Annotated in this window: 15 protein-coding genes and 1 riboswitch; of the genes, 8 read left to right on the top strand and 7 right to left on the bottom strand. The window is 40.6% G+C overall.

What is annotated here, in order from left to right:
- Positions 1 to 189 precede the first annotated feature (189 nt).
- The 3 genes from trpB to FTU12_RS12095 all read right to left on the bottom strand — a co-directional run bounded on the left by trpB (position 190) and on the right by FTU12_RS12095 (position 4,070).
- Positions 190 to 1,416: a tryptophan synthase subunit beta gene (gene trpB / locus FTU12_RS12105; protein ID WP_111885382.1), complete on the bottom strand. Its 1,227-nt coding sequence runs from the start codon at positions 1,414 to 1,416 to the stop codon at positions 190 to 192.
- Positions 1,400 to 2,041, bottom strand: coding sequence for a phosphoribosylanthranilate isomerase (locus tag FTU12_RS12100; protein ID WP_180114466.1), 642 nt, complete (start codon positions 2,039 to 2,041; stop codon positions 1,400 to 1,402). Before FTU12_RS12100 ends, trpB begins: the two co-directional genes overlap by 17 nt.
- Before the next feature lie 160 nt (positions 2,042 to 2,201).
- Positions 2,202 to 4,070: a TonB-dependent receptor domain-containing protein gene (locus FTU12_RS12095; protein ID WP_180114465.1), complete on the bottom strand. Its 1,869-nt coding sequence runs from the start codon at positions 4,068 to 4,070 to the stop codon at positions 2,202 to 2,204.
- Positions 4,071 to 4,198: 128 nt separating this feature from the next.
- Positions 4,199 to 4,355: riboswitch (cobalamin riboswitch) on the bottom strand.
- A 236-nt stretch (positions 4,356 to 4,591) separates the two neighbouring features.
- On the opposite strand from FTU12_RS12095, the gene FTU12_RS12090 reads away from it, so the two are divergent.
- The 3 genes from FTU12_RS12090 (at position 4,592) to FTU12_RS12080 (ending at position 7,976) form a co-directional block, all read left to right on the top strand.
- Entirely contained in the window at positions 4,592 to 6,445 is a 1,854-nt protein-coding gene (locus FTU12_RS12090) for a TonB-dependent siderophore receptor (RefSeq protein ID WP_180114464.1), read from the top strand.
- 47 nt (positions 6,446 to 6,492) lie between these two features.
- The gene (locus FTU12_RS12085; RefSeq protein WP_180114463.1) at positions 6,493 to 7,077 is read left to right on the top strand and encodes a cob(I)yrinic acid a,c-diamide adenosyltransferase; all 585 of its coding nucleotides are present in this window, start codon (positions 6,493 to 6,495) and stop codon (positions 7,075 to 7,077) included.
- 185 nt (positions 7,078 to 7,262) lie between these two features.
- Entirely contained in the window at positions 7,263 to 7,976 is a 714-nt protein-coding gene (locus FTU12_RS12080; RefSeq protein WP_180005543.1) for a glycerophosphodiester phosphodiesterase, read from the top strand.
- A 66-nt stretch (positions 7,977 to 8,042) separates the two neighbouring features.
- On the opposite strand, the gene FTU12_RS12075 is transcribed toward FTU12_RS12080, so the two are convergent.
- Positions 8,043 to 8,576 (bottom strand): META domain-containing protein, encoded by a 534-nt coding sequence (locus FTU12_RS12075; RefSeq protein ID WP_180114462.1) that lies wholly within the window; start codon positions 8,574 to 8,576, stop codon positions 8,043 to 8,045.
- Between the two features lie 190 nt (positions 8,577 to 8,766).
- Between FTU12_RS12075 and FTU12_RS12070 the strand changes: the two genes are divergently transcribed.
- From FTU12_RS12070 to FTU12_RS12050, 5 genes are all read left to right on the top strand, one after another.
- Positions 8,767 to 9,927: an acyl-CoA desaturase gene (locus FTU12_RS12070; protein WP_180114461.1), complete on the top strand. Its 1,161-nt coding sequence runs from the start codon at positions 8,767 to 8,769 to the stop codon at positions 9,925 to 9,927.
- Between the two features lie 120 nt (positions 9,928 to 10,047).
- Entirely contained in the window at positions 10,048 to 11,493 is a 1,446-nt protein-coding gene (locus FTU12_RS12065; RefSeq protein WP_180114460.1) for a YdiU family protein, read from the top strand.
- A 112-nt stretch (positions 11,494 to 11,605) separates the two neighbouring features.
- Positions 11,606 to 12,211 carry a murein L,D-transpeptidase family protein gene (locus FTU12_RS12060; RefSeq protein ID WP_180109262.1) on the top strand — a complete coding sequence of 202 codons (606 nt, stop codon included), beginning with the start codon at positions 11,606 to 11,608 and terminating at the stop codon, positions 12,209 to 12,211.
- Positions 12,212 to 12,247: 36 nt separating this feature from the next.
- Entirely contained in the window at positions 12,248 to 12,619 is a 372-nt protein-coding gene (locus FTU12_RS12055; RefSeq protein WP_218955947.1) for an MmcQ/YjbR family DNA-binding protein, read from the top strand.
- A gap of 196 nt (positions 12,620 to 12,815) precedes the next feature.
- Entirely contained in the window at positions 12,816 to 14,735 is a 1,920-nt protein-coding gene (locus FTU12_RS12050; protein ID WP_180114459.1) for an acyltransferase family protein, read from the top strand.
- A 642-nt stretch (positions 14,736 to 15,377) separates the two neighbouring features.
- Here the strand turns inward: FTU12_RS12050 and FTU12_RS12040 are convergent.
- The 3 genes from FTU12_RS12040 to FTU12_RS12030 form a co-directional block, all read right to left on the bottom strand.
- Positions 15,378 to 16,733, bottom strand: coding sequence for an amino acid permease (locus tag FTU12_RS12040; RefSeq protein WP_180022415.1), 1,356 nt, complete (start codon positions 16,731 to 16,733; stop codon positions 15,378 to 15,380).
- A gap of 648 nt (positions 16,734 to 17,381) precedes the next feature.
- Positions 17,382 to 19,079, bottom strand: a complete 1,698-nt coding sequence (locus FTU12_RS12035) for a carboxypeptidase regulatory-like domain-containing protein (protein WP_180114458.1) — start codon at positions 19,077 to 19,079, stop codon at positions 17,382 to 17,384.
- A gap of 438 nt (positions 19,080 to 19,517) precedes the next feature.
- Positions 19,518 to 20,609: a hypothetical protein gene (locus FTU12_RS12030; RefSeq protein WP_257222989.1), complete on the bottom strand. Its 1,092-nt coding sequence runs from the start codon at positions 20,607 to 20,609 to the stop codon at positions 19,518 to 19,520.
- Positions 20,610 to 20,629 lie beyond the last annotated feature (20 nt).

The raw sequence follows: 20,629 nt of genomic DNA, 5'->3' as shown, positions 1-20,629 counted from the left end.
TCCACAGTATTGTGATTTATTTCACACTTTTATTCTGCATCTATTTTGTAGTGATTTGCCTCAATAAAATTTTCAGCAAGAAAAAATCGCGCGGAATTGCTTCTGCGCGATTTTTAATTCACCCTCTCCACTTGCGAACTCAGAATATATTCCGAGATTCTCATCCCAAAGGGAGAGGCTTAAAGGAGTTTACATCTCAACCATTTCCACGCCATCAATGCGGGCAACGGTCATTAAATCTTTATCGCCACGGCCTGATACAGTCGCAATAATGATTTGGTCTTTGTCCATGGTCGGCGCAAGTTTCGTCACATAAGCCATCGCATGTGAGCTTTCCAATGCAGGGATAATACCTTCAATTTGGGTTAAATCACGGAAGCCTTGTAGCGCTTCAGTGTCATTGATTGGCACATAGTTCACACGGTGCATATCTTTGAGGAAACTGTGCTCAGGGCCTACACCTGGGTAGTCCAAGCCTGCAGAGATTGAATGTGTTTCAATGATTTGACCTTGATCATCCGACATCAAGTACGTACGGTTACCGTGAAGTACACCGACATGACCTGCGTTTAATGGTGCAGAATGCTTGCCCGTTTCAATGCCGTAGCCTGCAGCTTCAACACCGTACATTTTCACATCTTCATCATTTAAGAATGGATAGAATAAGCCCATTGCATTTGAACCGCCGCCTACACATGCAACAAGCGCATCTGGTAAACGGCCAGCTTGTTCCTGAATTTGTTTACGCGCTTCACGGCCAATGATCGATTGGAAATCACGAACCAATTGCGGATATGGGTGTGGGCCAGCCACAGTACCAATCACATAATAAGTAGAGTCAACATTGGTTACCCAGTCACGCATTGCTTCGTTCATCGCATCTTTCAATGTTTTTGAACCGCTTTCCACAGGTACGACCGTTGCGCCAAGCAAACGCATACGGTATACGTTCATGGCTTGACGTTTTACGTCTTCAGCACCCATAAACACCACACACTCAAGGCCTAAACGCGCTGCAATCGTTGCCGTTGCTACGCCGTGCTGACCTGCGCCTGTTTCCGCAATAATACGTTTTTTACCTGAAAGTTTAGCCAGCAAAGCCTGACCAATCGTGTTATTCACTTTATGTGAACCTGTATGGTTCAGGTCTTCACGTTTTAAATAAATTTGCGCACCACCCAACTCTTTCGACCATCGTTCAGCATAATACAAAGGACTAGGACGACCGACGTAATACGCCAAGTCACGGTCGAATTCTGCCAAAAACTGTGCATCATCTTTCATGCGGAAATAGAGTTTTTCTAAGTCCTCAAGTGCTGCCATAAGAGTTTCTGACACAAAACGCCCGCCATGAATACCGAAATGCCCTTGTGCGTCAGGGAATTGGGTATAGTCAATCTTATTTTGCTGATCCACGATGGACTCCTTGCATAAAGCGTTCTATGAGTTGTTGGTCTTTAATACCTTTTGCCGATTCTACACCACCGCTCACATCTACGGCGTAAGCGCCAGTGGTTTGAATCGCTTCTTCAATATTGTCAGGCTTTAAACCGCCCGCCAAAATTAAAGGAATATCGAGTTTTGGGAACTGTGCCCAGTCAAAGCTATGCCCTGTACCGCCTTTCAGCTCAGGATGCCATGCATCTAACAGTACGGCGCTTGCCCCTGCCTGCTGAAAAGCTTGAATCTCGCTAATCACATCTAAATCAGGCTTCACCTGAATGGCTTTGTACCATCGGCGTCCAACGGTCTGCGCAATTGTTTGGCACTGTTCAGGGCTTTCATCGCCATGAAATTGCAGGATGTCTACAGGTGAAATTTTTAAAATATTCTGTATGTCTGTAGCCGATGCATTCACGAATAAACCCACTGTCTGCACATACGGCGGCACATGCTGAATCAGCTCAGCAGCTTGCGCTGCCGTTACACTGCGCGGGCTTGGCGCAAAGAATACAAATCCGATCGCATCTGCGCCAGCTTGGACGACAGATTGGATATCTTGAGTACGTGTAATTCCGCAGATTTTGGCACGGGTTCGCATATTATTGTGGCTCTAACTCCGCCCTATTCATAGCCTATCTATAAATATAAGGGCGAATCATTGTAATGCAATTTTCAAGTATTGCGTGGATTTTCAGCATGATTCCACTGCAAAAATAAAAAGCCCTGAATGTTCAGGGCTTTTTGAATTATTGAATCGATTATTTCATCGCATAACGTAAAGTTACCCAAGCAGTACGGCCATCTTGGTTATATAAAGTGCTATTGCTGTAGTTTGTCGAATATTCTTTATCAAACATATTGGCAAGCTTGGCTTGAACACTGAATTCAGGCGTTGCGTGATAAGTTACTCGCGTATCTACTGTGGCAAAAGAACCCAACTCATCAGTATTTGCAGCATTGGTATAACGCTTATCTTCGGCATGAACTGAAGCGCCGACAGTCCATTTATCCATCGTATAATCAGCTGATGCATTAAAGATTTGCTTTGGCTTTAAGACCAACTGCTTGCCATGAAGTCCTGCTGTCTCGTTTTCAGGTTCTTGATATGTATAATTCACATTCCAAACAAAATCATTTAATTGCTGAGTGAATGATAATTCAGCACCTTTAATTTTTGCATTATCTATATTGCTTGGAACATAGTTCCCCGTTGCATTTGGTGCCCATGCGATCATATTTTCAATTTCATTATAGAAACCGTTTAGCTCCCATTGAACATTGCTGATCACACCTTTGAACCCAATTTCATAGTTTTCAGATTCTTCTGGCACTAATGTAGGATTTTCACTTCCTGGCCAATACAAATCATTGAATGTCGGGGCTTTAAATGCGGTGCCATAACTGACATAACTTTGTACAGTATCATTAAAGCGATATCCCAAAGTCGCACTACCAGTCGTATGGTTGCCAAATTGTTCGTTATCATCCTGACGAACTGCACCTTGCACATCAAAGCTGCCAAATGAACCTAGATATTGTGCAAAGTAAGCTTTGTTATCCCGCTCTTTAACGGCATAAGCTTTCGTACCTGACACTTCATCATTCTGGTAATCAAAACCAAGCATCAAGGTATTTTGCTTATTAAAGTTCAGTGTATTCAGCCATGATAAGCTATCACGCTGTGTGTTAATGACCGATGGATTTGCATCACGACTATCTAATTTATCTTCAGAACGCCCTAACTTTAACCCTGTAGTCCACACATCAAATGGCTTGTAGGTTGCACCAATACTGTAAACATTTTGCTCGATTTTACTATGCACATTGTTTGCATCAATATAAGGAGAACCCCAGTCATCCCTATTATCGTATTCATTCTCACCATCAACGACTAAGACACTTGCATCAACATTAAATTGATCATTGAATTTATGCCCCATACGTAAAGATGCAGACTTATTTTCGTAGCCGTCTTTATCTAAATCATTGGCTTCATTAATATTTGTCGCGTCGATGCCTTGGGTTTTGGTGCCAGCTAAACTCAAGGTTGCCCAAGTATTGTCATGTTTAACATTTAAACCAACATTGCTCTGATATGTTTCATGAGAACCATAGGTAAAAGATGCAAAAGGCTTCACCCCATTTTGCGTACCTTTACGGGTAAAGATTTGAATCACACCACTAATGGCTTCTGAACCATATAAGCTTGAACGCGGACCGCGTAAAACTTCTACACGTTCAATTTGATCAATTGGGAAGTGTTCAAAAGCAGTTTCACCAAGCGTTGCTGAACCCACCTTTTGACCATCCACCAAGACCAATGCATGACGATTACCCGTACCGCGAATTGAAACACTTGTAACTTTACCTAAACCGCCAGTATTGCTATACGTTACGCCCGGCACTGTACGAAGCAATTCTTGTAAAGAAGTAAATTGCTTACGTTCAATTTCTTCACGGTCAATTACAGTCACTGCTGCCAAAGTTTTTTGTGTGTCTTGCTCAACAATATTGGCAACCGTGTTGGTAATCACTGGAAGCTGATGAACTTGGTCTGCTGCCATCGCAGCAGAAAGTGGAGATAAAACAAAAAGCGACCCGAGTAGAGTCTTAGAGAAAGAATGCATGCTGTATTCCCCGATCGCACCGCCCGTGCGAATTAAAAGTTGGATAACGCGAGGCGGTTTTGGGGTAAGCGATAGCTTGCCATTTTTCAGACAAAAGCATGCAATCCCGCTATAACGCCCGCCGCATTATGAATAGGTCTGCATCAGGCCGGTCTCCGGACTTACGTTATAAATAACGATTCACCGTTGCGGGGGCAGTGTCAGATAACAACAGCTCTATACTGCTGGACTGACTTCCCAGTTTCACTTCTCAATTAAGGAAGCACCTGAAGCATGGGCAGATTAGTTTCTGCCCCACAGCAAGTCAAGCTGAATATGCAGCAACCCTAAAATGCCCGATAGATTTGATTGTTCGATAAATCGGAGTTCTCTATACTTAAACCATTCACAACAGTTGGCATGGGAAGTTTCTACAACACTGCCCCCGCAACGGTGCGCAAGCGAAACCTTGCCAGTCCGATACCTGCTCACTGTGTTCTATCACTCAATCATTTACGTGGGGTAAATGTATGGAGCATCGCATGTCAACTTTAGCTCGCCCTACAGCACTCGCTACAGGCATTGCTGCCGCTTGGGCTTTTTCTACATCTTGTATTGCAAATGAATCGCGCATTGCTCAACCAACAATGGATACCATTGTGGTGACTGCAACACGCTCACAAGAAAAATTAGAAAATGTGCCAGCACGTATTTCCATTATTGATGAGTCGCTCATAGATCAATCACCAATTGCATCATTTCCACATTTATTAATGAGTGATGCTTCTATCAATATGGTGCAGCTGGGTGGCTATGGACAACAAGCTTCATTTTTTTTACGTGGCACAGAGTCAGACCACACTTTGGTATTGCGTGACGGTGTCCGTTTAAATAATGATGCCAGCGGTTTAGCGCCAAATAATTTTATAGATACCACAGACATTAAGCAGATTGAGGTTTTAAAAGGCCCAGCATCTGTCCTTTATGGCACCAATGCCATTGGTGGTGTGGTACAAATCATTAGCAAAACCCCTGAAAAAAATGCAGCTTTTATCAGCGCTGAAATAGGTGAAAATCAAACCTATAAAAGTACTGTCGGGGTAGACCTAGCCAAGCAAGGTTTTTATGCGCAAATTCGTGGACAGCGTTTAGAAACCGACGGCACATTGATTCATGAACATGAAAATGCCAGAGCTTCTAGCTTTAATCAAAAAGGCGTGTCTACCAAATTTGGCTATGAAGAAACACGCTTTGGCACTTCATTGGATTATTCTGAAAACCAAGGTAATGCTCAATATGAGCAATACAGCTGGAATTCACTGCAATATGAGCAAAAGTCGCAAGATTTTAAAAATCAAATTGCAACCCTGAAGTCACACTTCAACCCCACAGATCAGCTGACCCTGAATGCTCGCGTGTCTTATTTTAAAGATGAGTTGGAACAGCTCAAAATCTTTGAACAGACCCATTATGAATCCACTGAATATGAACTGACCGCAAAACAGCAAATGACGCCGTCTCAGAACATCATTGCAGGCATCACCCATCGGCAGCTAGAAACATCAACGCTAAAAACTGCAGAGTCTTTTCATCAAGACTTAAACAGTACGGGTTATTATCTACAGCACCAATATCAAACTGATAAATTAAAAACTCAAGCGGGTATTCGTCATGAAGACCATGAAAAATATGGTCAACACACGGTCGGACAAGTTGCTGCGCGTTATTTTTTCACGCCGTTGTTTAGTAGCTATGCCAATATTGGTACAGCATTTAAAGCGCCAACCATGAACGACTTATATTATGGCGACTATGCAAACCCTGACTTAAAACCCGAAGAAAGTCAATCCTATGAAATTGGGCTAGACCTACAAATGACACCACAACTAAAAACTGGTTTGTCTATCTACAGAACTGAAATTGATAACCTTATTGATTCTGATCCCAACAATAACTGGAAGTTTGCCAATATTGATGCAGTGACCATTCAAGGTTCAGAAGTCTATGTGAATTGGAGCAATGAGGCATTTTTTACAAAGGCCAGTTATAGCTACAATCAAGCAAAAAATGATAAAACAGGTTTGGATTTGAGCCGCCGCCCACGTCAAAAACTGGCATTGTCAGCTGGTTGGGCTGATGAACATTATGGGCTGTCAACAACACTGAGTGCGAACAGCCATTCAGACAGCAGTAATTATGATGAGGATGTGATCCCTGGACATGCTCAGATTGATTTCAATAGTTATTACCAACCCAACGAGCAACTGCGCTTCTTTGCCAATATTCAAAATGTCGGCGATGTTCAATATAAAACGGCTTCTGCTGGCAATTTCGACGGCAAATTCTATTTAAATGGCGGCCGTTTGGCTTCCTTTGGCATCACAGTTAGATATTAATTTCACACTGATTTATTCAACTTTTAATCAAAAAATGGACAATTAAAATGGGCCACCGTTTAAGTAAAATTTATACCCGCACAGGCGATTCAGGCACAACAGGTCTTGGTGACGGATCACGTGTAGCAAAGGATGATTTACGCATTGAAGCCTTAGGAGATGTCGATGAACTCAATTCAAGCATTGGTATTCTGCGTTCGCACATCGCACTTAGCAGTATTGAAGACAAAGCGACTTGGGATAAATCCCTCAGCCTGATTCAGCATTGGTTATTCGACCTTGGCGGTGAAGTCTGCATTCCAAACTTCAACTTGGTACAACCTGTGTCAATTGAGTTTTTGGAAAATGACATTGACCGTATGAATGAAGCGCTGCCAATGCTCAAAGACTTTATCCTGCCATCAGGAACATTGGTGTGCAGCTTTACCCATCAAGCTCGTGCAATTTGCCGACGTGCAGAACGCCGTTTAATGGCTGTACATAACCGTGACCAGAACATTCAAGCACCGTCATTGCAGCTACTTAACCGACTCTCTGACTGGTTATTTGTCGCATCGCGTACATTACAACGCGCTGAAGGTGGTTCTGAGGTGCTGTGGCAGAAAAATATTAACGACACGATTGATCAATAAGTTTTGGATTCAAAAATTGCTCAAATCCTTTGACCAATTAAAAGTCTATTTTACATTGAAATAAATCGAAACATTTCGTCCGATCATTCTTGTATTTCAGGATGATCGGATCAAAATAACAGTGTCATCTCCCTGTCATTCTTACAGGACACTATGTTTTTATCTTTCAATTTTGCAGGCCCTTTATGCGCATAATCGGTCACCGTGGCGCTCGTGGTGAAGCACCTGAAAATACCCTAGGTGGTTTCCAATATATTCAAGATTTAGGCATACGCTCAGTTGAATTTGATGTGCGACAACTAAAAGATCGCGCCTTAATTGTGATGCATGACGATCAATTCATCCGTACCACCGGCCAAGATAAGTATCTTTATGAATGCGAAAGTTCTGAACTAGAACCGTATAACCATGCAGTGACATGGTCAGAATGGAATAAAGTTGAGCCGACGCCACTGCTCGAACAAACGCTCAAAATTATTCATAACTTCGATCATATTGAAGTCGAAGTGAAAGCAGTGAAGACACAGACTGAAGCTGAAGCGCTGACTGAAACCTTGGAACAACAGCTCCAAGGTTTCGAACATTCCGCGGTGATCACCAGTTTTGACCCTAAAATTCATCTTGCTTTGCAACAAAAAAAATCCGGCTTCAAACGCGGGCTTTTGGTTGAAACAGACGTAAAATTTAAAGCGATTGAACAAGCACTTGAATTAGGTTGTATCCAAATCGGTTGGATGAACCAACTCGCCAATTCAGACATTATTCAGGCCACGCAGCAGGCAAAATTAAATGTGAGCGTATGGACTGTCAACGACGTTGATCGTGCTAAACAGCTTAAAGATTGGGGCATTAACGGCTTAATTACCGACTATCCTAAATTAATGATGCAGCATTTTTAATGCTGCTTTATTCCCCTAGTTTTATGTAATTCAGTCTTCGATCAACACGTGGCTTTTTCAACTGGCCTATTTTCGCTCTAAAACCAACACGGTTTGACCCCGACTGTTTTGCATCGTCATCTGTTTCGCTTGAATTTGAAACTGTGTTGCGGCTTGCAATGCATCTGAAAGTTCAGCCTCTTGAGCTAAAGCCGAATCACAACTGAAATAGCCTGCTCGCGCATTCAAATCAATGCTGTGTTTTAAGGTATCAATCACATAAGTGCCACTGATGTTATTACATCCCGTATTGCCTTGAATTTGGCGAAATTGTGAACTGAACTGCAGATAAGGTTGATGATGAAAGAACTTGGCTTTTTGCCCTGCAATTTGCACAATCTCCCATGGAATATCTTGTATCCCATCATTCATGCGAATGACTTTTAATGGCTGTTCAACACTGTTGCCATGTGACTTCCCTTGTGACTTTGTAGTCACCTTCTGCGTTGGAGAACTTTGACAGGCCATGAGTCCCAGACAACTGATCAGAAAGCCGCCCCAAATACAGTGTTTGACCAAAAGCTGCGGATTATTTTGACGATTTTGCTGTTTTTTTAGCATCTTTTTTACCCCACAAAAAGTCAAATAACTTCAGTCGTATTATGTTACTGTTTAGAACAATACAACTGTACAATAACAGTGGTGAAAACGGGTTTTCCCGTGCTACTATTCTGTACGTTTAAAATCCCTTAAAAAATTAATGGGATTAGTCCTATCTATACCTCCCAAGGTTTCAGGAGTGCTGTTGGAGATGAATGCTCCCCTACCCAAAGCCCCAATGAACTGGATTGCTATTTTTGCATTGGTGTTTTTACCTATTGTCGCAGTTATTGCAATTCCGTTATATGCCATTAATCATGATTTTAGTGCCGCTGCTTGGATCAGTATGTTTGTTTTACTGGGTGTCAGCAGTTTAGGTATTACCGCAGGTTATCACCGCTTATGGGCACACCGTGCTTATGAAGCAACCTTGCCTTTAAAAATCATTTTAATGCTCATGGGTACTTTTGCTGTTCAGAACAGTATTTTGTTCTGGGCTTCAGGTCACCGTACACATCACCGTCATGTAGACGATATTGACCAAGATCCATACTCGATTAATCGTGGTTTTTGGTATGCCCATATCGGGTGGATGCTTCGTGATTATCCAGCAGCAGAACCAAACTATAAAAACGCACCTGATCTGTTAAAAGATAAAGTCGTTTTGTTCCAAGATAAATACTACATTCCACTGGTGATTGCTGTTCATGCAGCGATTTTAGTGCCAATTGGTTGGGTTGTTGGCGACATGTGGGGCGTTCTATTATTGGGCGGTTTAATGCGTCTAATCTTGAGCCATCATGTGACGTTCTTTATTAACTCACTGTGCCACATGTGGGGTAAACGTCCGTATACTGACGAAAATACCGCGCGTGATAACTTCTGGCTCGCTATTGCTACTTGGGGTGAGGGTTATCATAACTATCACCACATTTTCCAATACGACTACCGTAATGGTGTGAAATGGTGGCAATACGATCCAACAAAATGGTTAATTTGGAGCTGCTCTAAATTAGGCCTTGCCAAAAATTTACGCCGTATTCCTAGCTTTAATATTAAAAAAGCTGAGTTGGCTATGAAGTTCAAGTATGCGGAACAAGACCTTGCGATCTATGGTCTCAACATGACCGATGATATTGCGACCGCTAAGCAACGTATTTCTCAAGAATATGATGCGTTTTCGCAAACTTTGAATGACTGGGCAAAATTAAAAGAACAGGAAATTCAAGCGAAGAAAACTGCAGTTGCTGAAAAAATTCATCAGATGGATGACAAACTCAAACTTGAATTCCTACAAGTTGAACAGCGTTTGTCACAGCACCGTGAAGCATTGAATCAATTGATGCGTAATTTGAAAAAGAAAACTGCTTAATTCTTTTAAGCCTCTCAAATGTAAAGCCTCCCTTGTGGAGGCTTTATTGATTTTAAGCTACAGTTTTTCTATCTGGTCTTTGCTATAGTTTAAACATAATTTGAATTTTTAAAGATCATTATGCTGTTCAATGCCCGCTATAACACCCTGCCACCTCGCCTGTACCATCATCAGCAACCTGTTCCTCTAAAAGGCGCAAAAGCTGGGCATTTTAATGCGGCTCTTGCAGATGAGCTGCAATGGTCGGCAGAAGATCAAGCTGCGTGGGTTGAAATCTGCAGCGGTCAAAAAACCTTTGCTGAATTTGAACCTTTGGCCATGGTCTATGCAGGTCACCAGTTTGGACAATGGGCCGGCCAATTGGGCGATGGACGCGGCTTATTGATTGGGCAAATCATCGATAAACATGGGCAAACCATTGACCTGCACCTTAAAGGCGCCGGCTCTACGCCTTATTCACGCATGGGTGATGGCCGTGCAGTGCTACGTTCAGTAGTTCGTGAATATCTTGCAGGACATGCGCTGAACAGCTTAGGTGTTGCATCAAGCAATGCCGTGGGTTTTACCAGTTCTGAGCAAGGCGTACAGCGTGAAAAACTCGAACTCGGTGCAATGATGCTGCGTACATCTGACTGTCATATCCGTTTGGGGCACTTTGAATGGATCAATCAGTATCAGGGTGATTTACTGCCTGAATTCACGCAGAAATGTATTGAGTGGCACTACCCTGAATGCTTGGATGCCGAACAACCTATTTTAGCTTTTGCGACCCAAGTCATTCAGCGTACCGCAGTGATGATTGCCAAATGGCAGCTGATTGGCTTTGCACATGGCGTGATGAATACCGACAACCTGAATATTACCGGTTCAACTTTGGACTTCGGCCCTTATGGCTTTATGGAGCGCTTCCGTCCAAACTGGATCAACAACCATTCGGATTACCAAGGCCGCTATACCTATCAGCAGCAGCCGAGCATTGGGCATTGGAATTTATGGCAATGGCTGAATAATCTCATTCCGCTCTGCCCTACGGACTATGACAAAGAACAGTGGAAAGAAGATTTAGCTAAGTGCTTAGAGCATTTTGAACTGACCTTCTTGGAACATTATAAATTGGGCTTAGCTCAGAAAATGGGTTTGCCAAGTTTTCATAAAGACAGCTTTGACTGCGCCATGGCCTTTTTGCGTATTCTGCAAAGTGAACAGCTGGATTACACGCAAAGCTTTATTCGTCTGCAAAATCATGAATATGAAGCCATTAAAGATGACTGTTTAGACCGTCGCGCATTTGAAGGTTTCTTGGCCCAATATGAAAGCATCCGTGCGCATCAGGACACCGATGCTTTAGATGCTGAAATGGCAAAGGCCAATCCGCAATATATTTTGCGCAACCATATGGCGCAAAAGGCGATTGAGCTAGCTGAACGCAATGATTTTTCAGAAGTACAGCGTTTGTTTACATTGCTCAGTCAGCCCTTTAGTAAACAGCCTGAACTGGAAACAACAGAAGATTTAGGCCCCTTGCCAAGTGATGTGCCTGAAGTGATGGTCAGCTGCTCGTCTTAAACATTTATCCACAAATCCACATTTCACTCGGGTCATAATTGTGGATAATTTAAACATTATCCACAATTCAGAAATCGATGGACTGCGAAAGCACTTCATCCTCTCAAAAATAATGACAAGAAAAAATATCACGATCTTTAGTTTCGCTATCCTCGTCTGTATTGTCGCTGCCTGCTTTGCCTATCAAAAATTTGAAAAATATTTACCTACACCTGCCAATGCACTAGCCTTTCCACCTGAATTAAGTGATTTGCAAATTCAAAAAATTCGCACAGAAACACCGATCGACAATATTCAGGTACATAAGGCTCAGCGTTATTTGGAATTAAAACATCAGGATCAAGTCATTCGGCGTTACCCGATGCGTCTGGGTTTTCAACCGCTTGGACATAAAGTTCAAGAAGGTGATGGCAAAACGCCTGAAGGCAGCTATATGATTGATTGGCGCAATCCGCAAAGTTCATTTTATAAGTCTTTGCATATCTCTTACCCCAATGCGACCGATAAACAAAAGGCTAAAGATTTAGGTGTTTCTGCAGGTGGTGACATTATGATTCATGGTTCGGCAACCAGTTTACAAATGAAAGCTGCACCACAACTGATGACTTATTTCCCACAAAAAGATTGGACTTGGGGCTGCATTGCTGTGCGTAATATTGATATGGATGAAATTTGGCAATTGGTGAATAATGATACCGTTATACATATTCGTCCCTAGGCTTTAAAACTCAGGCTTATTTTTAGGTTATCCCCTATGATTGCATTACACACTGTAGCTGCTAAGTCGGCCTTAGCCCTGCCTGAAACCACCTGTAGCCAGCCTTTTGGTGAAGGCTGTGATGTGTTTAAAGTGATGGAGAAGGTCTTTATGCTGAGTTTTCATTTGGAAGGCAAAGCGGCCATCAACTTAAAGGTGCTGCCAGACAATGGCTCAATGCTCAGAGATATTTATCCCTTTATTCGTGCGGGCTGGCATATGAATAAGCAGCATTGGATTTCTGTTTTTACAGATGAAGAATTAGAAGAAGAACTTCTGCAAGATTTGGTGCTGAACTCTTATGAATTGGTGGTATCGAAGTTAAACAAAGGACAGCGGCAGAGGATTGAGCTCCTCCAACTTCTATAGCTTAATTTTTAACTATTATTTTCTAATTCAAAACTCAAAATAAAAACAGCACCTCACTGATCTAAAATCATTTCAAATCAAATTGGAAAACAGTCTGCCTGTTTTGAACAAAAAATTAAAAAAATGGAAATTTTAATCGATCACTCTCCAATTAAAGTTAGAATCATCCAAAATTAAATGATTAGCTATTTTATTTATGCAATTCAGACACGATATCAATGGATTACGGGCCATAGCCGTATTGGCCGTTGTACTATTTCACTTTAATCCACAATGGCTAACCGGCGGCTTCGCAGGCGTCGATGTTTTCTTTGTCATCTCAGGCTTCTTGATGACCGCCATTATTTTTAATGGCATAGAAAAAAACACATTTAATCTATTTAAATTTTATACAGCGCGTGCAAACCGAATTATTCCTGTTTTAGCCACAATGTCTATCATTTTAGTCATATTTGGCTGGTTCTATTTAGCACCAGTTGATTACAAGGATTTAGGACGACAAGTCGAAAAAAGCTCTTTCTTTATTTCCAATATTCTTTTTTCAAAAGGCAGTGGCTATTTTGATACTGCTGAACACACAAAATGGTTATTACACACATGGTCTTTGTCTGTTGAATGGCAATTTTATATTGTTTTTCCACTTATCATTTTGTTTTTAAAAAAATATTTAAACCTTCATAATTTAAAACGCGTGGTGTTTTTGCTCTTTTTAGTCAGCTTTATTTATTGTATTTTTGCAACCTATAAAGACAGCAAAACTGCCTATTTTCTACTAACAAGTCGCGCATGGGAAATGCTCATAGGTGGTTTAGCATTCCTCTATCCTTGGTCACTAAAAAACAAAAAATCACAGCTCATGACACAATGCTTAGGACTCGTTCTGATTCTAGCATCGTATATCTTTATATCTAGTGAAACACTTTGGCCGGGTTATATGGCCCTTATTCCTGTATTTGGTGCTTATTTAATTATTGTGAGTAATCATCAGCAAAATATAGTGATTAATAATCCAATTTTTAACCACGTTGGAAAATGGTCATATTCAATTTATGTCTGGCATTGGCCCTTGGTTGTTTTGGGTTTCTATCTTGGCCTCGAAAATTGGTGGATATACGGAATCCCTCTGTCAATTTTATGTGGCGTCTTAAGTTATCACGCTATTGAAAAGATTCATTTCCCACGCTATTCATCTTGGAAAAAGCTTTATAAAGTGAAAGCAATTTATCTCGCTTTATTCCTTTTAGGCGTCGGCCATTTCATCAAATCTAATGATGGTGTCGATTCTCGACTTCCAGAAGTAGCTAAAATCGCAAATGAAGAAATCAATAATACCAATCCTTATGATTGTGACCAACAAGAGTTGCATGAATGTATTATAGGAAACCCAACTAAAATTAAAGCCATTGTTATTGGAGATAGCCATGCTGATGCAATGACCACCTCTGTGGCAACCACTTTTAATTTGAAAGCTGACGGTATCATTTCATTTACAACTTCTGCCTGCCCATTTATTCCCAATCTACAGTTTTACAAAGATAAAAGTCCTTGCCCAGAAATTAATCAGAAACGCTTAAACTTAATTGCATCCAAAAAATATGAAAATATTCCAATGGTTTTCATTGCAAGGTACCCAAGCTATTTAATTGGAGAAAATGACCCTGATATCATGGATGCTAAGAGTTCTAAACCTATTGTTTATTTTGATGATAATCCAAACATCACTCAAAAGAATCGAATGATTTCATTTCAAAAGAATCTAACTGAAGTTTTGTGTCAGACCTCTAAGACCAATCCTGTTTATATCGTGCAACCCATTCCAGAAGTTGGTTTCAATTTACCGCAAAGAATCATTAAGAATGTATTCTACAAGCGTAATGAAAAAATATTTATTTCACACGACACATATTTAAAAAGATCAGGAGAGATTCGCAAAATTATTCAAGAAAGTGCAGAGCAATGTCAGGCCAAAGTCTTAGACCCTGCATTACATCTATGTAAAGGAAATGAATGTATTTCTGAGTATAAAGGACGCCCGATTTATCGTGATGGTAATCACTTAAGTGAATATGGAAATAAGCTTTTAGTTCCAATGTTTAAAGAAGCCCTCAATCCATAAAAAGTGAAAGTACGCCTAAATGACTTTAATTTTTTGAAGTCATTTAGGTGAATTTAAAACTAAAATTTAAAATCTTTTCTGCTTCCATTATTAAATATTTTAATATAATTCAAATAAATAAATAGACTTAATGTAGTATGCTTCATTTTTATTACCATCCATTAGGTAATAAATCGATCATCATGAAATTCATGAGTAGCAATGAGTGTTAAATAGGTATAAGACTTACTCGCCACTTGATCATCCACTTTAAAAAATTCTTGATAGATTCCCCCCGTCATTTGACTCCACAGACACCAAAAACATAAGAATCCTAAAGTACTTGAAACTCCTGCTAAAGCAAGCTCCTTTGATAGCCCAAAGAAACTTAAAGCAACCAAAGTAAAACTAAGATTTAACCCAGCGAGAATTAGGAGAGTTAATTGATAAATTATTCATTTTACTTATCATTCAAGAAAATAAATGAAATTTATTGATTCTAAAATCAACACAAATCACATATTTTAACTTACATTTTAATTACTTAAATAAACCAAATTATTAATTCAAGCAATTTAATAAAACTCTTTCAAAATCGTTGTTAAACAACTTTAAACCAAGAATTTAAAACTTCAAAAGGCTCTTCCCTAAGCCTTCATGGTATTAAACCTTCTTTGCTTGCATCACTTTAAACAGCACATACAGCAGTAAAATCCATAGCGGCTGCATCAACACCGATAGCATAAAGCCCTGATTCCACATGATGTACAAAATCATCAGCATGAACACTAAGACAAAGTAGTTGGTAAACGGTGCAAATAAAGCAGGAAACTTGGTCTGTATACCCTGCTGCTGCATCGCTTTTCTAAACTTCAAATGAATCAAGCTGATTAACATCCAATTCAGCACCGCAGCACTCACCACGATATAAATCAGGTAACTTAAGGCTTTTTCAGGCAAGAAATAATTCAGCAGCACGCAACCAAAAATCAGCAAAGCAGAAAATAAAACCGCGGCAATCGGCGTGCCGTGTTTATTTACCTGTTTAAACGTTTTTGGCGCATTGCCCTGTTCTGCCAAACCGAGCAGCATGCGGCTATTGGCATACATGCCGCTATTACAGACCGAAACGGATGCAGTCAAAATAATAAAGTTCAGCAAATGTGCCGCCCAATCAATCCCCATCTGATTAAAAATCATCACAAAAGGACTATGATCCAAACCGCCAAGTTTCAACTGATTCCACGGCACCAGCGACAGCAGTACCGCCAAGGAACAGATATAAAATAAGAACACGCGGATCACGGTCTGATTCACCGCTTTCGGGATATTTTGATCAGGATTTTCAGTTTCAGCCGCCGCCATGCTGATTAATTCAATGCCGCCAAAAGCAAACATCATAAAGGCTAGCATGTAGAATAAGCCTTCAAAACCGTGCGGGAAGAAGCCGCCATGTACCCATAAATTACTAATCGAAGCGGTAGAGTCTGCGCCTGCTGTAAGTAGCAGATATATACCAAAAATAATCATGGCAACAATCGCCACAACTTTAATCATCGACAGCCAAAATTCAGATTCTGCATACAGTTTGACATTGGCTAAATTGGCTAGCGTAATCACAGCAAAAAACACCAAAACTGAAACCCAAGCAGGCACATGCGGCCACCAGTAATTGACATATTTGCCTATCGCGGTCAGCTCGGTCATCACTACTAAAATATACAGAATCCAGTAGTTCCAGCCCGTTAAAAAGCCCGCAAACTTGCCCCAATACTTAAAAGCAAAATGACTGAATGAACCTGTGACTGGCTCTTGTACAATCATCTCGCCCAACTGGCGCATAATCAGAAAAGCAATCAAACCACCAATCAAATAGCCCAGAATTATCGATGGTCCAGCCGACTCAATAATATGCGCAGAGCCTAAAAATAGCCCTGTCCCGATTGCGCCACCCATTGCAATCAGCTGAATATGACGGTTCTTTAATCGGCGCTGCAATTGAGGCATTTCGCTGCTCACAACATGTTCTCATCTTATAAAAAAGTGGATTGTAGCCTGTGCATCCGCTAAGAACTACATCTTGATATCCAACAATTTTAACTTAAAGGTATTTTTACAGATCAGATGAGCATCAAATGTAAAGTTTTATTGATTGGTTTAAATAACTTAGGTCAAGACAATCTTTTGCCTATTTTTTTCAAATTTATACTTTTATTGAATATTTTTGAGGCTTCATCACACAGCAATATGCCCTACATCATAAAAACAGCGCCCAATTGAGCGCTGTTTTAAAAGCGAATCCGCAGTGATTGATCACTTATATGTAACTTACTGATGTTACGCAGTAACACCAGAAGTGCAATTTGATTCAAATAAAACAGCGATACGCGGTAACGTCATCCACAAGTGTTTGAGACAGGACTACTTCTAATCAAAAATGTTTTTGCGATGCTTTGAATAATTTGACGGTAGTGAACGAGTTTTGCGGATGACAATGGTTTTGGGTACTTTTGCCGAAACAAAAGTACCTCCAGCCGAAGGCTAATCCCTTTATTCAATCCTTAGATGTAAGACTCCGTCGAATAGACTTAAAAATCATTTTAAAAGTGCATAAGTACTTTTACGTGCGTAACATCAGTAACTTAGATAATTAACATCTATAAGTGCTTATTTACGCTGTGGCTCGTCAGCCCACCGTGCATAACTCTTCGTGCTTTTCAACAAAACGCCCGCTTGTTTTGCAGCGACGCCACTATAGTCCTGAGAGAAACTATCTGAATTTTCATCAAAACTCGCACCATCAAATAATGGGAAAGTTCCGGCTTTTTTCTGAATCACCACATCATCAATCATCCAACCTCTGAAGCCGTTATAAAGTCCATCGACCGTTCTGAATTGGAATTTCAGTTGAACATTGGTCTTGCCTGCATATTCATCTAATGAGATCGCTTCTTGCTGAACAGCAGCCGGTGCAAGGTTAAAGCCTAAATTACTGTATGGAATCGGCGCGCGCTCATATGCCGAGGATGGATCTGCCAGCGGGTTTAATCGAGCCAAAGTCTTGAAGCTATTGCCGCCGTCGGTAGAAACTAAAATATTCATCAAATCGAATCCCTGATTATTTGGATTGACCGACTCAATTTCCCACCATGTTTTAAAGCTTAAACTCAAAGGCGCCTGATACTGGCTTAGATTAATGGCAGGTGAAATCAATTCACCCCTATTGTCATACTGCGAGGTGCCGCCATCAAACTCTGGAGCCGTAGATGAATCACTTAAAGCACCAATAAAGTTGCCATTTACTTTGTCGCCATACCAATATGCCGTATTACCTTGCAGTGGCTCAGGCACCTTGCCTTGACTTTGGTCATTCGGCGCTAAGCGTACACGCTGATTCACTTGATTATTACGGATGTTGTGACCTTTGTTTAGCAACTGCCAATCAACATTGGCCACACTTGGCTGCGACCTTGTCCATGCATTGCGAGTAGCAGAATCCGCTTCAAAAGTTTCACGCCATACCGCATCTACAGATGCTGTTTCAGGTAGCACTTCAAATTGATAGCCCGATGCAGAAGAAGCAATGACCGTAACTTTTTTCGTAATAGTATTAATTCCTGCACCGTTAATGGTGAGCGTGGCATTTTTCAATGCTTCAAGCAGATCATTGCTCACATTAAATGAAAGCGTGAAATATCCATTGGCATCAGTCAAAGCACTAACAAATGCGCCATTGGTCGCTGTACCGCCAGACAATGACACTTGCGCATTCGCCAAAGGTTTCCCTTTAAAAATCACTTGACCAGAGAATGTTCCGACCACTGCATCATTGACTGGTGCATCACTTAGTGTCTGACAGTCTTGGTCTAAGCAGTTGAGAACCACATTCAACACAATGCTCTTATTGGTATTTTTAGGATGGATCAAGAATGCCGAAACTGCAGACTGTCCATTTTTAGTGACCAAAACATAATATGTGCCTGCAGCCAATTTAGGCAGTTTAACGATGCCTTGGGCATTGGTAAGGTAACTTTGACCTTTAAAATGAGTTGCTGTCGGTAAACTATTGATCGGTGGAAATAGCTGCTCAGAATCATCCGCTGTGATTGTATTTGTTGCTATTTTCAGACTGCCTGCTTGTACTTTCTGCCACTCTTCATCACTTAAAATCTGAATCGACGATGCATTTAAGGCAAGATTATTCACATCTAATAAAGTCAGCTCTTCTACGCTTTTCTGTACCATGGCATCGGCAACTGGCTCTGGCGGTACGCTTCCAGTCTCATCACGATCATTACCGCCACATGCCGTTAAACCCAAGACACCCGTGACCATTATTATTTTTGCAAATGCGTTATTTTTCATCTGTTCTGCCCTCTGGCTTTTCCATTTTTAAAAATTGTTATCTCTACATTGAACTCTGCCAGCCCAAACATACTGGTGAATATTCCAGCAAAATAATAACCAATTTTCATTAAATGCGCAAATTTCGCGTTTTATGTGATTTTTATCATTCATCCAATTGCCATTGTTTTGCTGTAAAGGGATGCCCATTCCTTCAAAAATGGAATACTAATAAATATCTAATACTAATAAAAACTTTAAAAAATAAAAAATTTACGATATAAATAAAAATCGGTTATAGATAAATTCAAACTTATCCATAACCGAACAATTTAAATTCCATTATGACAATGCAAAGCTTTTTTTAATACATATCAATACGGCTAAATAAAACAACTGCTTAAAACTTTACACATTCTAAAGAAGCTAATCTGTTTACAGTCGCTGGTCCAACAGCACTTACCATAGATATTGCGCATATATTTGCGCGCCCATACGTTTTGCTTGGTTGGTATTGAATGAATCTGCTATGTATTTAAAACCAAAGTTTTCATGTTTGACGGAAAGGCCAAACGAATTGGTTTGGGGTTCAAAATGGATTCCCCACATTAGCCCTGTATTCCAATATGCATTGAGCTGCCAAAGACTTATATACTCATTTGAGATTGAACTGAGTCCTAAACTCCAAGCCTGCTCTGAGTCATAATTTAAATCCGTATAAATTTTAAATGGCAGCTTTTGCGCATAGGTCTTATCTTTATCAAACTCTCCCTGAATATCAAACCGTGGACGCTTATCTTGATCATAGCTGATGTTATATCGTGTGTATGGAGCATCTTGCCAATATAAATATGCCAATGCATCCTGAATATTAATTTTTAAATTCCAATTTTTTGCAATAGCACCTCTTAAAGTCGCATCTAGGGCATAGCCATACCCGCTATGCGCCTGCTCATTCCAGCCCATTTCATCTTCTTTCAAAGCAGGATGATCATAACTGTAATCTATGCTCCCATTCAGCCATTTGACGCGGTCCATAAGCTCTTGCTGATCTGTCGTTACCCCTAGCGCATTAATATGACCATCAATATAATGACGCCCAATTAACGCGGTTATACCCGTTTCTAAATTCCAATTCGAACTAATGGGCCATGTATAGGCAGCCCGAGACCCAACAGTATCAATATGCTGTGCTTCAAGCCTCAAGTCATACGTTGAGTTTGCATCGATAGGCAGTTCATTCTGTATTTGATAATAAAGCTTTGCTGTATCCTCACTGAAATTGAGCGCATAGTCATATCGCCAGATCCAGCTAAAATCCCAATTACCCTGCTTTACGCCCAATTGCATTAAACCATGAGCAAATGCATTTTTTCCTGATTTAAACTTAGAATCACCCCAATCATCTGTAAATGCATGAATCGCTAACGGTTCACTATAAACATCTGCTTGCACTTGATAATAGATAGCCTCTTGTGCATAGCTATAAAACGGGAGCGATAATCCCAATAATACTAATTTTTTTTTCAACATAGAAAAAAGGGGGAACATCGTTACCCCCTCTCCTTAAT

It is taken from the genome of Acinetobacter sp. YH12063 (assembly GCF_013419715.1).
In the GTDB taxonomy this organism is placed as follows: Bacteria; Pseudomonadota; Gammaproteobacteria; order Pseudomonadales; family Moraxellaceae; genus Acinetobacter; species Acinetobacter amyesii.
The sequence above is the reverse complement of the archived record's forward strand: the minus strand, read 5'-3'. Positions and strand labels throughout refer to the sequence as shown.

Excerpts from the sequence above, each read along its gene's own strand:
- FTU12_RS12035 (WP_180114458.1), bottom strand. The coding sequence starts at position 19,079 with ATGAAAAATAACGCATTTGCAAAAATAATAATGGTCACGGGTGTCTTG.
- FTU12_RS12075 (WP_180114462.1), bottom strand. The coding sequence starts at position 8,576 with ATGCTAAAAAAACAGCAAAATCGTCAAAATAATCCGCAGCTTTTGGTC.
- FTU12_RS12065 (WP_180114460.1), top strand. The coding sequence starts at position 10,048 with ATGCTGTTCAATGCCCGCTATAACACCCTGCCACCTCGCCTGTACCAT.
- FTU12_RS12090 (WP_180114464.1), top strand. The coding sequence starts at position 4,592 with ATGTCAACTTTAGCTCGCCCTACAGCACTCGCTACAGGCATTGCTGCC.
- FTU12_RS12070 (WP_180114461.1), top strand. The coding sequence starts at position 8,767 with ATGAATGCTCCCCTACCCAAAGCCCCAATGAACTGGATTGCTATTTTT.
- FTU12_RS12050 (WP_180114459.1), top strand. The coding sequence starts at position 12,816 with ATGCAATTCAGACACGATATCAATGGATTACGGGCCATAGCCGTATTG.
- FTU12_RS12085 (WP_180114463.1), top strand. The coding sequence starts at position 6,493 with ATGGGCCACCGTTTAAGTAAAATTTATACCCGCACAGGCGATTCAGGC.
- FTU12_RS12060 (WP_180109262.1), top strand. The coding sequence starts at position 11,606 with ATGACAAGAAAAAATATCACGATCTTTAGTTTCGCTATCCTCGTCTGT.
- FTU12_RS12080 (WP_180005543.1), top strand. The coding sequence starts at position 7,263 with ATGCGCATAATCGGTCACCGTGGCGCTCGTGGTGAAGCACCTGAAAAT.
- FTU12_RS12100 (WP_180114466.1), bottom strand. The coding sequence starts at position 2,041 with ATGCGAACCCGTGCCAAAATCTGCGGAATTACACGTACTCAAGATATC.
- FTU12_RS12055 (WP_218955947.1), top strand. The coding sequence starts at position 12,248 with ATGATTGCATTACACACTGTAGCTGCTAAGTCGGCCTTAGCCCTGCCT.
- FTU12_RS12095 (WP_180114465.1), bottom strand. The coding sequence starts at position 4,070 with ATGCATTCTTTCTCTAAGACTCTACTCGGGTCGCTTTTTGTTTTATCT.
- FTU12_RS12030 (WP_257222989.1), bottom strand. The coding sequence starts at position 20,609 with ATGTTCCCCCTTTTTTCTATGTTGAAAAAAAAATTAGTATTATTGGGA.